Annotated in this window: 15 protein-coding genes; 9 read left to right on the plus strand and 6 right to left on the minus strand. The window is 41.6% G+C overall.

The genetic code is table 11. From position 1 onward, the window contains the following. Nucleotides 1-66 precede the first annotated feature (66 nt). The 4 genes from HWQ41_RS28245 to HWQ41_RS28260 all read left to right on the plus strand — a co-directional run bounded on the left by HWQ41_RS28245 (nucleotide 67) and on the right by HWQ41_RS28260 (nucleotide 4,475). Nucleotides 67-1,713 (plus strand): AarF/ABC1/UbiB kinase family protein, encoded by a 1,647-nt coding sequence (locus HWQ41_RS28245; RefSeq protein WP_292770497.1) that lies wholly within the window; start codon nucleotides 67-69, stop codon nucleotides 1,711-1,713. A 499-nt stretch (nucleotides 1,714-2,212) separates the two neighbouring features. Further along, nucleotides 2,213-3,193, plus strand: coding sequence for an ATP-binding cassette domain-containing protein (locus tag HWQ41_RS28250; protein WP_292770471.1), 981 nt, complete (start codon nucleotides 2,213-2,215; stop codon nucleotides 3,191-3,193). Between the two features lie 159 nt (nucleotides 3,194-3,352). Next, complete coding sequence (locus tag HWQ41_RS28255) at nucleotides 3,353-4,141, plus strand: ABC-2 family transporter protein (protein WP_292770473.1); 789 nt, start codon at nucleotides 3,353-3,355, stop codon at nucleotides 4,139-4,141. Nucleotides 4,142-4,226: 85 nt separating this feature from the next. Further along, nucleotides 4,227-4,475: a hypothetical protein gene (locus HWQ41_RS28260; protein WP_292770475.1), complete on the plus strand. Its 249-nt coding sequence runs from the start codon at nucleotides 4,227-4,229 to the stop codon at nucleotides 4,473-4,475. 385 nt (nucleotides 4,476-4,860) lie between these two features. Here the strand turns inward: HWQ41_RS28260 and HWQ41_RS28265 are convergent, their stop codons facing one another. Next, entirely contained in the window at nucleotides 4,861-6,582 is a 1,722-nt protein-coding gene (locus HWQ41_RS28265; protein WP_292770477.1) for a serine/threonine-protein kinase, read from the minus strand. A 178-nt stretch (nucleotides 6,583-6,760) separates the two neighbouring features. After that, on the minus strand, nucleotides 6,761-7,597 hold the full coding sequence (locus tag HWQ41_RS28270) for an alpha/beta hydrolase (protein ID WP_292770499.1): 837 nt from the start codon (nucleotides 7,595-7,597) through the stop codon (nucleotides 6,761-6,763). Between the two features lie 184 nt (nucleotides 7,598-7,781). Here HWQ41_RS28270 and HWQ41_RS28275 point away from each other — a divergent pair, with 184 nt between their 5' ends. Further along, nucleotides 7,782-7,910, plus strand: a complete 129-nt coding sequence (locus HWQ41_RS28275; RefSeq protein WP_292770479.1) for a hypothetical protein — start codon at nucleotides 7,782-7,784, stop codon at nucleotides 7,908-7,910. Nucleotides 7,911-8,252: 342 nt separating this feature from the next. Continuing rightward, entirely contained in the window at nucleotides 8,253-8,789 is a 537-nt protein-coding gene (locus HWQ41_RS28280) for a Uma2 family endonuclease (protein ID WP_292770481.1), read from the plus strand. Between the two features lie 333 nt (nucleotides 8,790-9,122). On the opposite strand, the gene HWQ41_RS28285 is transcribed toward HWQ41_RS28280, so the two are convergent. The 3 genes from HWQ41_RS28285 to HWQ41_RS28295 form a co-directional block, all read right to left on the minus strand. After that, complete coding sequence (locus HWQ41_RS28285; RefSeq protein ID WP_292770483.1) at nucleotides 9,123-9,716, minus strand: hypothetical protein; 594 nt, start codon at nucleotides 9,714-9,716, stop codon at nucleotides 9,123-9,125. A 244-nt stretch (nucleotides 9,717-9,960) separates the two neighbouring features. Then, nucleotides 9,961-11,310 carry a cytochrome P450 gene (locus tag HWQ41_RS28290; protein ID WP_292770485.1) on the minus strand — a complete coding sequence of 450 codons (1,350 nt, stop codon included), beginning with the start codon at nucleotides 11,308-11,310 and terminating at the stop codon, nucleotides 9,961-9,963. A 104-nt stretch (nucleotides 11,311-11,414) separates the two neighbouring features. Continuing rightward, nucleotides 11,415-13,307 carry a lipoxygenase family protein gene (locus HWQ41_RS28295; protein ID WP_292770487.1) on the minus strand — a complete coding sequence of 631 codons (1,893 nt, stop codon included), beginning with the start codon at nucleotides 13,305-13,307 and terminating at the stop codon, nucleotides 11,415-11,417. A gap of 411 nt (nucleotides 13,308-13,718) precedes the next feature. Here HWQ41_RS28295 and HWQ41_RS28300 point away from each other — a divergent pair, with 411 nt between their 5' ends. The 3 genes from HWQ41_RS28300 (at nucleotide 13,719) to HWQ41_RS28310 (ending at nucleotide 14,889) form a co-directional block, all read left to right on the plus strand. Continuing rightward, nucleotides 13,719-13,934 carry a hypothetical protein gene (locus HWQ41_RS28300; RefSeq protein WP_292770489.1) on the plus strand — a complete coding sequence of 72 codons (216 nt, stop codon included), beginning with the start codon at nucleotides 13,719-13,721 and terminating at the stop codon, nucleotides 13,932-13,934. A 276-nt stretch (nucleotides 13,935-14,210) separates the two neighbouring features. After that, on the plus strand, nucleotides 14,211-14,558 hold the full coding sequence (locus HWQ41_RS28305) for a hypothetical protein (RefSeq protein WP_292770491.1): 348 nt from the start codon (nucleotides 14,211-14,213) through the stop codon (nucleotides 14,556-14,558). Nucleotides 14,559-14,580: 22 nt separating this feature from the next. Then, nucleotides 14,581-14,889 (plus strand): hypothetical protein, encoded by a 309-nt coding sequence (locus tag HWQ41_RS28310; protein ID WP_292770493.1) that lies wholly within the window; start codon nucleotides 14,581-14,583, stop codon nucleotides 14,887-14,889. Nucleotides 14,890-15,164: 275 nt separating this feature from the next. Here the strand turns inward: HWQ41_RS28310 and HWQ41_RS28315 are convergent. After that, on the minus strand, nucleotides 15,165-15,358 hold a 194-nt coding region (locus HWQ41_RS28315; RefSeq protein WP_292770495.1), incomplete at its 5' end, for a hypothetical protein.

Genomic DNA, 15,358 nt, shown 5'->3' on the forward strand with positions numbered 1-15,358 from the left:
TCCCCATCTCCCTCAGTCTTTTTCTTGAATTTTGAATTGATTTCTCCCCACTCCCCACTCCCCAAAATGTTCCTCACCCAAACTGTTCCCCGTCAACGAGAAATCCTTGAAGTATTCCTTCGCAATGGCTGGGACTATATGCGAAGGCTACTTACTGGTGGCAAAGCTGATGAACCCCAGCTACCGACACCTGCGGTTTTAAAAAATATCCTGGTAGACTTGGGGCCAGTTTACGTTAAACTTGGTCAGCTACTCTCCACCCGTCCAGATTTACTTAGCGCCGCCTACATTGAGGAACTGTCAACTCTTCAAGATGAAGTACCAGCAGTTCCCTGGTCAGAGATCGAAATAGTCCTCCGCAAAGAATTAAAACGTTCACTAGCAGAAACCTTCAGCACAATTAACCCGATCCCCGTAGCGGCGGGATCAATTGCTCAGACACATCGCGCTACACTAGCAGACGGTCGAGAAGTCGCTCTGAAAGTGCAACGTCCGGGAATTGATATTACTATTGCTCAAGATATTGCCTTAATTCAAGGGATTGCCGATTTAGTGGCACGTACTGAGTTTGGGCAAACCTACGAAATCAAATCTATCGCCGAAGAATTTACCAAAGCTTTAGAAGCTGAATTAGATTTTAAACGGGAAGCGGGTTTTACAGACCAACTCCGGCGCAACTTATCTAAAAGTCGTTGGTTTGATCCGACACAAATAGTGGTTGCGGAAATTAACTGGGAATTGACCACAGAAAAATTACTGGTGATGCAATGGCTGGATGGCGTGCCGTTCCTGTCGGCGGATTTGGAAAGTGACACCAACGTTAAAGACCCTGCCGCAAAGCGTAAAGAAATAACTACTTTGTTATTTCGGGTATTTTTTCAGCAACTATATATTGATGGCTTTTTTCACGCTGATCCTCATCCAGGAAACTTGTTTTATCTCAAAGATGGTCGTGTTGCCCTCTTAGACTGTGGCATGGTGGGAAGACTTGACCCGCGTACACAGCAAATATTAACAGAAATGTTGTTAGCGATCGTTGATTTAGATGCTCAAAGGTGCGCTCAGTTAACTTTGCAGCTCTCAGATTCTGCTCAACCAGTAATTTTATCGCGGTTAGAAAATGATTACGATCGCATGTTACGAAAGTATCACAACGTCAGCCTAACGCAAATAAACTTCAGTCAGATAATCTATGAAGTTTTACAAGTTGCCCGCAACAATAAAATTAGGTTGCCTAGTAATATGGGTTTGTATGCCAAAACCCTAGCAAATTTAGAAGGTGTGGCGCGGACATTCAACCCGGAGCTTAATTTTTTTGATGAAGTCAAACCATTAATTACAGACTTGTTTCGTCGGCAATTACTAGGCGATAATCCAGTGCGATCGCTATTACGGACAGCCTTAGATATTAAAAGTCTGTCTCTCCAATCTCCCCGCCAAATAGAACTGTTATTAGACCGAGTTACCTCAGAAACCTTACAGTGGAATCTATCGCTGCGGGGGTTAGATGGCGTGCGGCGCACTATGGACGATGCGGCTAACCGACTATCTTTTAGTATTTTAGTGGGTTCGCTGATTATGGGTGCAGCAATTATTTCCACCAGAGCGCAGACAACTGAGCTATCTTTTTTAAGCAGCATCCTATTTGCAGTCGCTAGTTTATTGGGTTTGTGGTTAATTATTAGTACATTGCGATCGGGACGTTTACGGTGAAACTATATGTAGATTGTGCTAGGAAATCATGATAGCTGTCACTAGCAAAAATCCCTGCTTTACTATTTAGAACCACAGATACATACAGGAATTTTACTTCTGACCCTGCCGATTTTAGATTTTGGATTGAAGGAAAAATCTAAAATCTAAAATCTAAAATCTAAAATTCAATGACTCCTACTGTAAACAGCCCTAAACACCAATGATTTATGTGTGTTTACCTATGTAAATGGGTATGAATAATTAAAGATTTGTACTAAGGGGAGCATCTCAATGAGTGCAAATATACCAGATAATAAACAAGATTCTTGCTCCCTCTCCTTACCAAGGAGAGGGTTGGGGTGAGGTTTTACAAGGCTTTTTACACTCATTGAGATGCTCCCTGTAGTAAGCGGCTCCAGCCCTTACTAATAGCCAATTTAATTAAACTTATATTGCGTAACATAGTTTGATTTATTCTTGCCCACTTACTTACATCTGTGGTTCTAATATAAAAAATATGTCAATTATCATTGCTGAAAATCTGAGTAAATCTTATCCAGTGGCAGTTAAAAGTCCAGGTATTAAAGGTACAATCACCCACTTTTTTCGCCGCACCTACCGCTCAATTAAAGCAGTTCAGGATGTTTCCTTTGAAATTGCCCCTGGTGAAGTAGTAGGGTTTTTGGGGCCAAACGGTGCTGGTAAAACCACCACACTCAAAATGCTCACAGGACTGATTCATCCCTCTAGCGGTACAGTCACAGTCGCTGGACAAATTCCGTTTCATCGTAAAGAAGCATTTTTGCAAAAAATTACCTTGGTGATGGGGCAAAAGCAGCAGCTAATTTGGGACTTGCCAGCGCTGGATTCTTTGAAAATTAACGCTGCTGTATACGACATCTCTGATAAAGAGTTCCAACGGCGGGTGGGAGAATTAACAGAGATGCTTTCCCTAGAAGGCAAACTTACCCAACCAGTGCGGAAACTCTCTTTGGGTGAGCGAATGAAGGCGGAATTGCTAGCAGCACTTTTGCACCGTCCCCACGTATTATTCTTAGATGAACCAACGCTGGGATTGGATGTAAATGCTCAAGCAGCAGTGCGCGAGTTCTTGCGCGAGTACAATCAGCGTTATCAGGCTACAGTACTGTTGACAAGTCATTACATGGCTGACATCACAGCTTTGTGTCAACGGGTGCTGTTGATTCATGAGGGGAAGCTGATGTATGACGGTAGCTTAAATGGACTGCTGGAACGTTTTGCTCCTTATCGGGAAGTCCATATAGAGTTAGCCCAACCTCTACCGATAGAAAAACTTATGACCTATGGTGATGTGCAACTCTTAGAAGGGCGATCGGTGCGTTTTATGGTGTCGAGAAAGGCGCTTACCCGCACCGTTTCTCAGATTTTGGCGGATTTGGAGGTAATTGATTTAACTGTCACCGAACCGCCTGTAGAAGAAGTGATTGGACGAGTTTTTCAGGCAGGTGTTGTGTAGTCGGTGCTGATACCAATTCTATGTGAGGCTGCGCTTTATTCACGTAGGGGCAATTCATGAATTGCCCCTACAGCGCGGTTTTGGGTAAGTTCTATAGGCGCATCTTCAAAAAGAAATGGTATGAGTAGGTGGGTAATTTTTGTAGCGGGAAGTGAATAAATGAAGCGGATAATCAGAAAAACCTTAACTTTGCTGTCAGTATACTACGCCTATATGGTTGAATATCGGGCAGAACTAATCTTATGGGTTTTGGCTGGGTCTTTGCCGATTATCCTCATGGGTGTGTGGATACAGGCGGCACAAGGAGGACAGTTTGGATTATCACCTGTGGATTTTGCCCGTTACTTTATCACGGTTTTCATTGTCAGGCAACTCACAGTTGTTTGGGTAATTTGGGACTTTGAAACAGAGGTAGTGGAAGGCAAGCTTTCGCCGAAGTTACTACAACCGCTCGACCCAGTGTGGCATCATGTTGCGGGGCATATTTCTGAAAGATTTGCCCGCCTAATGTTTGCTTTTCTCTTAGTGGCATTGTTTTTTATTCTCTATCCCCAGGCTTTTTGGGTACCAAGTTTAAGTAGATTTTTGTTATTTACATTGGCGGCGGTGCTAGCTTTTACTTTGCGATTTGTGATTCAGTACACCTTTGCTATGTTCACCTTTTGGACAGAACGGGCTAGCGCTTTAGAAAATTTCTGGTTGTTATTTTATTTATTTTTATCTGGTTTGATAGCACCTTTAGAGGTCTTTCCAGAACCTGTGCAAAAAATAGTGATGTTTACGCCTTTTCCCTATTTGATTAATTTTCCTGCGAGTGTTTTGGTAGGGTTACCCGTGGATATAGGGCGGGGATTTTGGTCAATGCTGGGATGGATATTAGTGTTTTTAGGTGCGAATCGTTTGCTCTGGCGTGCAGGTTTGAAGCGGTATTCTGGGATGGGAGCTTAAATAATTTAACATTTAACCAAAAAAATCCCACCCAATGATTTGCTGAACTAAAGCGCTGTCTAATACGAAGGTAGCAAAAAAAGCCATGCAAGGTACTAACTCACCACAAGAATTTTATATCTATGTTGATATAGATGACACATTAGTCCGAAGTTATGGTGCGAAAAGAATACCAATTACTGCAACGATAGAACATGTCAAAGAACTTAAGAAACAGGGGGCTAAACTCTATTGCTGGAGTTCTGGTGGATCAGAGTATGCGAAGAATACTGCAAGGGAACTTGGAATATTGGAGATTTTTGAGGCATTTTTGCCCAAACCTCAGATGTTATAGCAGTCGCCAAAGACGTTAGGACAAGTTGGCGGTAGATGCCTTCAACAGGATAGATTGTGAATTGATCTCTGTCCTAAGCTTCCTGTCCGTTGCTATACTGGACGACCAAAAAATAAAGTATTGGAGAGGGATGATACAGGTTCATCCTATATCATGTCAATCCAAAAGCTTAGATGATTATCGAGAACAGTTAAAAGCTCATCTTACAAAAAGTTTTGATATTTAGCGCAATCTTCAATCTCCCAATATGGTTCGGTTAAGCTATAAACAGTGAAATTGCAATTCTTTGTAAGTTGGGTGGAGCGAACCAAAATCCAACATTAATACTATTTTATGCCAACACATATTTTAAAAAAATCCAACTTAATACCGTTGAAAAAATATTTTATAAATTACTTGGCATCGTCTTAAACTTTTCCGCCGACCCCAAAGAGTAATCTTCTAACTTAAAATCAGCAAAAGGCTTTTTTTCCAACCTATCCCGTAATGCCTCATCCAGAATTAAACCTGCTGATTGTTTTTTCACACCAATAATTATAATACTTCTCTGATATTTAGTTAAATCCTGATTTCCCTGACAATCACTCCGTTGAAATTGACCCAAATTTAATAACCGATAATTTTTGACATTTGGTGTATTAATAAATAGTTTTTTTACTAAAAAGTGTATTTTTTTGGAACGTTCTAGAGCCATACGTTCTTGAACTACTGTATCACCTTTACAAGAAACTGTACCTACAGAGATAATCTCACTGGGGTCTTCCATTATATTTTGTATACCTTCTTGTTCTAAGCTCAACTTTAAAAGGTCTAGACTAATAATTTCATCATTATATTTAATTTGAAAATTGCTACCTAAAAGCCATTTATATTCTAGTGATAAAACAGCTATATTAAATTCGGCTACCTTCCCTTGACTATCTCTACCTTCTTTATAAGGGAAATAATCAATCTTACCTTTTTTCTCTGGAGATTGTTCGTAATTTGGCATCAAAGTAAATTTTGATGTCCGCGTTGCTAATGCCATTATACTAAGTAATCCTAATATCACTAGTAGGGCTACAAAAAATGCCAGTAGTCGTACTTCTTCTGGCTGTTTATCTGGAGGCGAGAAAGTTTTAGTAATTGGCGGGGACAACTGCTCGGTGTTAAGATTGCCTGCTAAATTAATATTTTTAGGAGTAGTTTCTGTTAGTTGGGTTTCAATTTCTTCTAGGCGGTGTAAAATTTCCTGAGTGTTAGCAGGACGCTTTTCTATATCAGTTGCTGTTAGCCAATCAATTAAATTCAATAGCAAGGGTGAGATATGGGTGGCATGATTTTGCCAGTGCAACAAATTGTGCTGCATATCATACATATCTAAGGGATGGTATCCCGTGAGTAAAAATATAAATGTGCGTCCCAAGGCAAAGAAATCTGATTGCGGTACTGCTTGAGCATTCATTTGTTCTGGAGCGCTGTAGCCAGATGACATAAGTGCTGTCATACCGTCGCTGTTGCTGAGTTGCTCTGGGTAGGTTCTACCAATTTCAGTGGCAGTGCCAAAATCAATCAGTACCAAATTCCCCCAACTCTTCCCAATGGGGGATCGAATCATGATATTAGATGGCTTAATATCTCGATGTAAGTACTGTTTGCTATGCACTAAATCCAAAATTTCTATTAACTGTTTTAACCAGGCGATCGCTTGTTCTTGAGAAATAGGGTGATTCTGCTGCTTTAGCCACTGTTCTAAGTTGTACCCATCGATTTTTTCCATTGCAATGCAATGCAATACTAAACCATTTCGGGTTTGATACTGGAAGTAACTATCTTCGTTGGGAATGCCAGGATGCTTGAATTGTCCCAATACGGTTACTTCTTGCTGAAATAGTTCTACTGCTTTGGCGTCGCCTGATAGATCCTCTTTGAGTATCTTGAGGATTTTAGGGGTATGTTGTTCGTATGCTTCATAAACTTTACTAAACCCTGTTTTGTCACTCAACAGGCACGTTACCCGATAACGCCCTAGCAATTCCAAATGGGAACCACAACTTTGACAAAAGCGGTTTTGATGATTATCCGGGTGATTTGGTTTAGGGCAAACGGGATTGATACAAAGGCTCATGACTGGCTTATCCGTACTTTAACAGTTATCAGTTATTGGTTATCAGCGTTCATGGGTTACTGATAACTAATAACTGATTTAAGAGGAGCGCAGACGCGTAGCACCTTGTCGCTAGACATCGCTCCTATTAATTATTCTGTTGTCGTATGATAATCCCGTCTAATAATAATCAGATTTTCTATCTGTGTTCTGCCAAGAAAGCTGCTACAGTTTGGTTAAATGCCTCTGGTTGTGTCAAAAACGGCCAATGATTGCCGGGAACTTGGCAGATGCGTAGGTTTTTGAGATAGGTTTTGTAGGGTTTGATTTGCCAATCTTGGCGATTTAGACCTTGTTCTGGTTGGACAAAGAGGGCATGGGTATCAAGGGGGATTGTAAAACCAGGCACTTGCATGACTTCCTCAAAAATCCCGTCACGGGCGGCTATAGTAAATTTGCTGCCCCAACTACCATCGAGTTTTTGTTCTATTCCTGCTTGGAAAACTTGCTGCTGTAAGGAACTCCATTCTTGATATTGCTTTAACTGCCGTGCTTGTTGTTCGGCTTCTTCATGACTGGCAAAGGGACCCATGCTTTTGAGGAAAGGCAAGAAGCGATACAACATCGGAAAAGTTACCCTGAAAAGGCTGGGCATTTTCCAGATGAAAATCGGATCGACCAAAATTATACTCCGCAAACGCTTTGGGTTTTGCTTTGCCCAGATGGCGGTTAATTTGCCTGTCCACGAGTGACTGACAATATGGGCAAAAGTCCATCCGAGATGATCCATGAGTGCTTCGAGGTCTGCGATCGCACTTTCAAAAGTATAATCTCTCTCAGGCTTACTACTTTGGCCATGTCCGCGCATATCTGGTGCAACTATGTGGTAGTCTGCCGCTAAGTAATTCCCTAAACTAGACCACACTAGAGCATGGTCGCCTAAGCCGTGTAACAGCAATAAAGGTTCTTGACCTTGGTTCCACTCTAAGTAAGAAAGTTGGATATCAGGCTTTGATAAAGTTTGACGTACAGGCATCATTGCACATCCACCAGGGAAGAGATAGTTTCGCGTTTATATAATACTGCGAAAGAACATAGCGAGTGGGCAAAGATGGGACTTGACAGCTATTTAGTGAACCGATAGATTAAACATCGATACTTTAAAAATAATAACTATAGAAATAGCACAATTGGCAAAGAGGATACTTTAATAAGTAGTGTTGGTAAGGAACAGTCAAATTGAGCCAGGGCGAACAGACTTCTCTCTCCGCTGGACTAAGGAAAAAGTGAGGGAGTGCGATCGCTTCTGCGGGGTAAGCAGTGACGAGCGATCGCTGAGTTTTAATTAGATAGTAGTGCGATCGCCATTTTAATCATCAATTGATCCTAGAGCCAAATCTGTTAATTGGTGCATTTTAGGAGTATGAAAGTCTATAACAATATCATGTTTAATATTTCTATCTCAACACTATGGAATCAATCGAGAGCCATATCTTAAACACACTTTACACCCATCTAGGACTCCGATTTGATTTTTGAAAACATCCTGAGACTGAAAAGCCCGTTTTCTCAGGGTTTTATCTGAAATCTTGTTCAGAAATCAGGCAGGAGTTCTATAGTTTAATAATATTAAAGTGTGGTAAGAATCCATGCTCTCATAAGTGAGTGGTAAAATTCGAGGAAAGCTCATTATGAAGTCAGTAGCAACGACCCCTTTAGCCGAGTTTCTCTCTCAACCCAACATTGAGGCTTCCCCCGCATGGGAGTTAATTAACGGGCAAGCGCTGCAAAAACCAATGCCAACCCTTTTTCACTCGCGGCTACAACGCAATTTGGTAAATTACATAAATCGTCATACTGAGCGGTTTGAAGCCGTGCAAGAATTGCGCTGTATTGTACCTCCCTACTCCCCAGTACCGGATATTTCTGTCGTTGATTGCGATCGCCTTGCCGATGAAGATGGGCCCCTAGAGGGAGCACCGGACTGGTTAATTGAAATTCGCTCTCCTGACCAAAGCACCCTAGACTTGCAGAACAAAATTCTCCACTGCCTCAGCAATGGAACGCAACTAGCTTGGCTAATAGACATAACTCGCCAACAGGTTTGGGTCTGGCTTGGAGATGACCTACCCCTTGTTTGTTCCGCAGAAGACATTTTACCAACTTTGGGCGACTTAACGGAGCTTACGGTCAAGGCAGTGATGGCTATGACTCGCAGGCAAAGCTGAAAATAAAGTAGTGCTAGTCTACGACGGTTTCCTGCGAGAGCATCGCCTGTGTCGGGTGCTACGTACCATCGTACTTGTGCAAAGTATATGTTTATATTTGATCCAGTAATAATTCAACCATGTTTTTTCCTACAAAGGGAAATAAAGCACTGTTGAGCTTAATGAAAGAATTAAAGTTTTAGCAGCTTTGAGAATAACTTTTTATTAGAGAGTTATTCAATGTCTAATAGGATATAGGACTCGTATTTGATTTTTGAAATAACTCAGTACGGATCTATCCCTTCTTCCCTGTTCCCTCCCTACACAAGTAAGTTCAGGAATCAAATCGGATTCCTATAACATGTTACTGATATTATTAGAGGCATTGTCCTTTGAGTTTCTTACAATCACTAAACACTGATTTGGAACTCTGGGAAGCATCTCGTAAAAAGCAGGAGTATAACGACCATCTTCATCAACAACCCTACGAAGAGTATACTCACCAGCCCTAGAAAGTCCACCGAACCAAACGTTCTTTCTGTGCCAAATATCTCCATTGAGAGAATTTTTGTCTTTGGACATTGTAAAACTCACAATCGATCTTGAAATTGGTATTCCCAGCAAAAAAGGTATGACTTTGGCTTGCTGCAAAGTTTCATCTTCAAACTGAATTTTGTAAGTTAACTCAAACCATTGAATAAAACGTAGTGATATCCAGCCAGCAATCGAGTTATGAAAAGTCCACTGCAACGGTGCAAAGACTGGTAATGCCAAAACTCTGTTCTGTGTATCCCATTCTAAATTGTGCATAGTGATGCAAGTATCTGGCGCTGGATTGCCATCCATAAAAAACACACCCTTAAGGACAGATGGTAAGTTTGTTTGTTTGATTGGAATCATCCAGGTTGCAATATTATTAAGTCGCTTTTTCTCGATTAATTCAGCCATAATAATTTTTAATTCCTAATTCTTACTTAAGATACAACCAAAACAAATAATTATAGGGTATTAAGAGGATGTCTGAAAAGTTGGCGATACACCAAACAGTTGTAACTCCCACTATATTCAGGGCTTTTTTAATGACTTTTAACTTCTTATGCCCCTTTTTTTAAGTGGTTAGGGGAGATAAAGAAATATTTGATACTTCTCAAACATCCTCTAATTCCAAACTCAAAACTCCTGACTTCAAGACTTACAGTCGTTTAGCAAAACCTTGTAGCACTAAATTATTAGGAGTAACGGCAGTCACTTTTTCAAAATCCCACTTTACTTCTGTAATTGAGTCCCATTGATAGTTCTTGAATAGATGTAAACAGAAAATCTTGATAAAGCCAATTGATAAGGATCTACCAGGACAGGCTCGCTCATGCCCTTCACCGTTCCAAGATAAGATATCTGAAAAATTCCGTGTTACGTCAAAATCATTTGGATTTTGGTATCTGTTGGCATCCCGATTAGCTGTAAAAATAGAGCCAAGCAGACGAGTACCTTTTTGGAATGGACATTTTTGTTCTCCAATCTCAACTTCACCCGCTTGAGTGGCGAGTTGGCTAACAAATCGCACAGGTGGATAGAGACGAGCCGTTTCCAGAATTACTTGATTGAGAAGTGTTGACTGTTCTAGAGCCTCTGAGTCTAAACTTTCCTTGCCATTCCAAACTGCATTGACTTCTGACACTACATTATTTCTGAGGGCATTATCCAAGCATAAAACACCAATAACAGATCCCAAAAGCCCACTTGTGCCAGCAGTACCGGCAATATGAATCATATCGAAAAGGCTATTAGCGATTTGGTGTTCGTTCAACTGATACTGAGCGCCTGTTTCAAAGTAAGATGCCCATTTGGCAGATTGTTGATATTTCTTGGTTAAATACTGACGATGCCGAATTTTTGGGGCTGTTAATATTGCCAGCAGATACTTGTTAATAAAATTTGGCAAGGATGCGAGAGCCAAACCTTTAATGTAATTACTCGATGCTGTGATTTCTTCCTCAGATAAAGATATCTGAAAAACCAGTTGGTGCAAAATCGACAGCATGATCTTTGGCAAATCGTTGCCGATGTGTAATTTGCCCTGTCTAGCAGCCTCTAACAGGCTTTGCTCTACTAGATACCCTAAAAAGTCTATCTGCTCTGACGGTTCCGGTAAGGCTTGTAAGAACACAGCACGTAGTCCTGTGTGTTCGTTACCGTTTGTTCCCAAGCTCAGAGGATTATCGAGTAGGTAGCTAGGAGCTAATATTCTGATGATGCCTAAATCATTTCCCCGCAGTTGTGGTTGGGTTTGCATTAGTTCTCTCACCTGGGTGTGAGAGGAATGCATAATTGCTTGGTCTACTGCAAAATACTTATCTCCAATATTGTCCTTACGGATGTACAGAAAGTCTCGCCATGCGTTGAGCATGATTGAGGCATCCATGTAATAAAAAACTAAGCGCAGAAGCTTGCCGATCGCAGTGTCATAACCTACTTTGGCTAGTATAGGTGCAAGCCATAGCTGGCGATCGTGACCTTTGAGGACTTTATCTTTAAGTGTCATAATATTTACTTTTTGTCATTTGTCATTGGTCATTTGTCATTTGTCATTTGTCATTTGTCATTGGTCATTTGTCATTAGGCTTAGTAGTTTCCCCAGTCCCCAATTCAGATATTGATGCTCTGAGGAATTTTAGAAGGAAGCAGATACTCATAGGTGGGACGGTGCAAATTACGTTGCTTGATGGTATCTTCTACCTGCTGAAGATTACTGTGGAATGCCTGTAACAATGGTTTTACTTTCTGGTCTGTAAAGTATCCTTGCTGATACTCGCCCAGCTTGTTGTAGTATACAGACCCCAACAAGCTGAGTATGTTGTATTGCCGTTGCGCCTGATCTAAGGGGGGGAGCAAATTAAGGTAGTCTTGCTCAGTAATTTCTCTTTTGAGAGTTGAGGCTGGTAAATAACCTGCCATTGGAATAGCTGCGGCGTAGCTCATAAAATCTTTTTGCGGAAAGTTAACCGCAGCATGTTGAGCGCTGGCAGTGAAAATAATCAGCGTCGTGGCATCAATCAGGTAATTGAGCGTTTTGATGCGACCATCTTCGCCAAAATCGGGGATGCGACCACCATCGTAAGCTGAGATTTCGGCTGCCCACGCTTGCAGGGCTGTGTCTTTCTGAATGTCTTCATCCGTGGTGTAGTAAAGGTTTAGGTAGTCTGAAACCCATTGATGAATGGCATCCCAGACTAATAGTGCATCATCTCGGTAAGGATAAACAGGCAATAGGTTGGGATCATCCACACCGCGCTGTTGGAATTGCTTGGGTAAGATGGCACTATTGAAACCATAGCTTTGCAACCCTAGCACTGCTAAAACGCGAGAGTTATCGATTGATGCTGAGAGTAATCTATCGACACCACCGCCAGGAGCAATGAGAATCCGTTGGGCAGTATCGTTAATTGCTAAGGTGGTGTCAAAATGCGGGCGCAGCAGAATTCTTAGGGGATGGGTGAGTGGCAGTTGTCGATAGGTGGCGATCGCCAAAGCACCAACTAATAGGTGAGTTCTTGCTAGGTGAGTAATCGGTTCGTGGAAGTTGGCATCTGCTATTTGGACAACTGTTTTGGCAAAAAGCCAAGGGTATTTACCGGTGTTAGGGGTAATAATCGGATAATCTAGTCCTGGGGTTTGACCGCATTGAATGGCGATCGGCCGCAATAGACGGGTGGGGTCTGAGCCTTTGGGTAAGGCAAACAGTGCCAGGGGAGCATAGACATATTTTTGATCAATCGGGTATGTACCGTTGATCGCACCCTCTAACATTTTATAGTCAGCTAAGTAGAGCCTTCCTTCAAGTCCGGCTGCTGCTAATGAATCGTCAGTTCCCATCACTGCTTGGTAATGTTCGTCTGTGACTGGGAAGCGATCGCCTGGAGTGGTTACTCGCTCGATCATGACGGGATTGTAGCCAGCTACTCGCATGTAGGCAAATACTTCATCTTCCTCGTAAGTTTTAGCGATCGCTGGTACACCAATCACCGGAAACAAATTTTCGTAGTCCTTGAGACTGGTTGCATGTCCTGTGGGCTGTCCTTCATATAGAAGGGTAATTACCCGATTTAGAGTATCTCTGAGGATCACAAGTCCGTTTTCTTTAAGAATAGAAAAGAAAAGATCGTCGAGTTCTCTAACATCCTTAGATATCGCTCTGAACCAAAACTGGGGGAGAATTTGCAGGATTCTCGCCAGAATGGTGATTCGGGCTGGTATTGCTCCCTTGAGCAAGGCTTCTAAAATAAACCTTTCGACATCATCACGAATCGATTTGGAACCCTGATTGCCTCGGTTGACGATCAGGGTATTGACAAAAACAACTCGTAACTGCTGGGCTAATAAAAAATACCAGTTAGTGCTGAACTCTTCTGCCAAAGAAAGCTTATCCACCATAGCAATAGATGGAATATGGGTGTAGTTATATTGATACTCTTGCCTAGCTATATCTAGGGTCTGAGTGCTTGAGGAACTGATCGAATTATCTGGTGATAAAGCAGTCATTGGCCCTACTCACGTGTAGTACAAGGAACTTTAACAGTTTAGGATAAACAGGTTTGAGTTAGCTAAACGTATTATCACAATCAAGTTAGGGTTTACGCATCATACATATGTAATATACAAAATTTAGGGTTATCAAGCACAAACCAAAGTTCATATATTAGGAAGTAGAGACAAAGCCGTTGCGAAACTCCCTAATTTCGTCGCTGAAAAGAAATCCAAAGGCTATAGCGAAAGCCAATCTCAGATGGATGGCGATCGCAATATTTCAGATATCAGACGAGCGATACAACTGTTGAATATCATACGTCCTTGAGGGGATACAAGGACGTATGATGATAGCTACATCAGCGCCCTAATAAGTAGTCGGACAGAATTAATTACACAATGTCATTGCGAATGGAGCGAAGCGGAATGAAGCAATCGCAAGGGCTGAGATTGCTTCTCTTCTCTACGAGAGGCTGCGCCAACGAGACGCTCCGCGAACGCTTCGCTCGCAATGACTGTAAATATTTTTGTCTATCTACTTATGAGTATCTAAAAATTATCCCGACACCTCTGGGAATGAAAATTGATTACTACAAGGTTTACCGCAGATTAGCAGATGTTGACCAGCAATCAAGAACATAAATCTTAATAACCCAAGTTGCGGGTTATCATACTCCGAGTGAAAAGCACCTTGAGAGGAATGCGATGCCTGCGGCAGGCGTAGCTGCGGCACGCAACGAGGTAGTTGCCCGTAGCGCAACCACAACGCCCGACTGAATCCAAAAAGTTATAGGTAAGTATATCCCACATTCCGCACTTGACTGGCTAATCATAAAAGTACCCATAGGGGTACTGCTGCGTTGTTATATAAAGACATACTATAAAAATTCCTGTGGTCTTCATAAAGAGAGGTTAGTTATGGATGGTATGCATAGTGAAACCCGTTGGGCATATACAACCGATTCAGATAACTATAGTGCAAGCTTTCAGTTCGAGCTTCCACCAACATCAACAATTGCAGAAATTAGCCTTGGTGGGTACTACGAATTTGATGACAAAGCTCACGTAGATATCGGTTTTACTGGATGTAGTTTTTTAGATAACAATGGCGTGACACGTACAGATTCGTTTCCAGATATTGACAGATTTGATTCCACACGAGTATTCAGTAGAAATGGACTAACAAGCGCATCTTACCAGATACGAGTATCGAACTGTGCGGCTTACAGCTTAGTAAACTTCTTCTACTGGCCAGCGGTCAATTGAAATTAAAAAGGAGAAACACATTATGGTTCAACAGTTTACCCATCAAGCTGGAAAGGCTCCTGAAATATCTGATGTTAGAGTTGTTGCATTATATGATCCGGGTACAGGACGCATTGCACATGTTCATACAATCACAACCTTGAAAGCTGGACGTGTACTCAACGAGAAAGAAGTTATTGAGTCGGCATTGGCACATGCGACAAAAGCAGGATGTCAAACTGACCAACTTCAGGTGAAGTTGTCCAATAATCCTACGCATGGACATCTGCCACATAAAATTGATATAAAAACTCAGGAGTTCGTTGCGCTGAATCCTCCTTCTAGAACTTAAATGAGTAACAATCGTTAACCCACTCTTTAACTGGTTATTAATACAATAACCAGTTATTACTATCATTTTGATGCCAATAATGTGATCAATTTTAGTCAAATCTTGTAAAAAAGTTACGACACTATGAACCCACATTCCGTAGGTTAGTCAGCACTGTTTCGGTAAATCTGTTAGGTGCAGGGCTATTTCGTTCTAGACAGAAAACGCCCAGAACTGAAGTTCAGCGGCTCATAGCTAAAGTCCGTTAAAACGGACTATAACCTTTTCTTAGTCGTCTAAAGACGAATGAGTGCTATTAGACTGGTGAATTCATTCTGAGGCGGACTAGATGAGAATGAAATAGCCCTGGTTAGGTGTGGGTTAAAAGTACTTTTCATACCTTTAACTTGGCTTTTATAAAGCTCAAGTAATATCATGTCCGGGTAATTAGTTGTTATTCCCATAGTCATTGCACCCCACCCCTTAATCC

This window comes from Nostoc sp. NOS(2021) (assembly GCF_017115025.1).
Taxonomy (GTDB): Bacteria; Cyanobacteriota; Cyanobacteriia; order Cyanobacteriales; family Nostocaceae; genus Nostoc.

Bases quoted from the DNA above. Each gene is read 5' to 3' on its own strand.
- HWQ41_RS28290 (WP_292770485.1), bottom strand. From the start codon at position 11,310: ATGACACTTAAAGATAAAGTCCTCAAAGGTCACGATCGCCAGCTATGG.
- HWQ41_RS28300 (WP_292770489.1), top strand. From the start codon at position 13,719: ATGAAGCAATCGCAAGGGCTGAGATTGCTTCTCTTCTCTACGAGAGGC.
- HWQ41_RS28310 (WP_292770493.1), top strand. From the start codon at position 14,581: ATGGTTCAACAGTTTACCCATCAAGCTGGAAAGGCTCCTGAAATATCT.
- HWQ41_RS28255 (WP_292770473.1), top strand. From the start codon at position 3,353: ATGAAGCGGATAATCAGAAAAACCTTAACTTTGCTGTCAGTATACTAC.
- HWQ41_RS28305 (WP_292770491.1), top strand. From the start codon at position 14,211: ATGGATGGTATGCATAGTGAAACCCGTTGGGCATATACAACCGATTCA.
- HWQ41_RS28245 (WP_292770497.1), top strand. From the start codon at position 67: ATGTTCCTCACCCAAACTGTTCCCCGTCAACGAGAAATCCTTGAAGTA.
- HWQ41_RS28295 (WP_292770487.1), bottom strand. From the start codon at position 13,307: ATGACTGCTTTATCACCAGATAATTCGATCAGTTCCTCAAGCACTCAG.
- HWQ41_RS28285 (WP_292770483.1), bottom strand. From the start codon at position 9,716: ATGGCTGAATTAATCGAGAAAAAGCGACTTAATAATATTGCAACCTGG.
- HWQ41_RS28250 (WP_292770471.1), top strand. From the start codon at position 2,213: ATGTCAATTATCATTGCTGAAAATCTGAGTAAATCTTATCCAGTGGCA.
- HWQ41_RS28280 (WP_292770481.1), top strand. From the start codon at position 8,253: ATGAAGTCAGTAGCAACGACCCCTTTAGCCGAGTTTCTCTCTCAACCC.
- HWQ41_RS28260 (WP_292770475.1), top strand. From the start codon at position 4,227: ATGCAAGGTACTAACTCACCACAAGAATTTTATATCTATGTTGATATA.
- HWQ41_RS28270 (WP_292770499.1), bottom strand. From the start codon at position 7,597: ATGCCTGTACGTCAAACTTTATCAAAGCCTGATATCCAACTTTCTTAC.
- HWQ41_RS28265 (WP_292770477.1), bottom strand. From the start codon at position 6,582: ATGAGCCTTTGTATCAATCCCGTTTGCCCTAAACCAAATCACCCGGAT.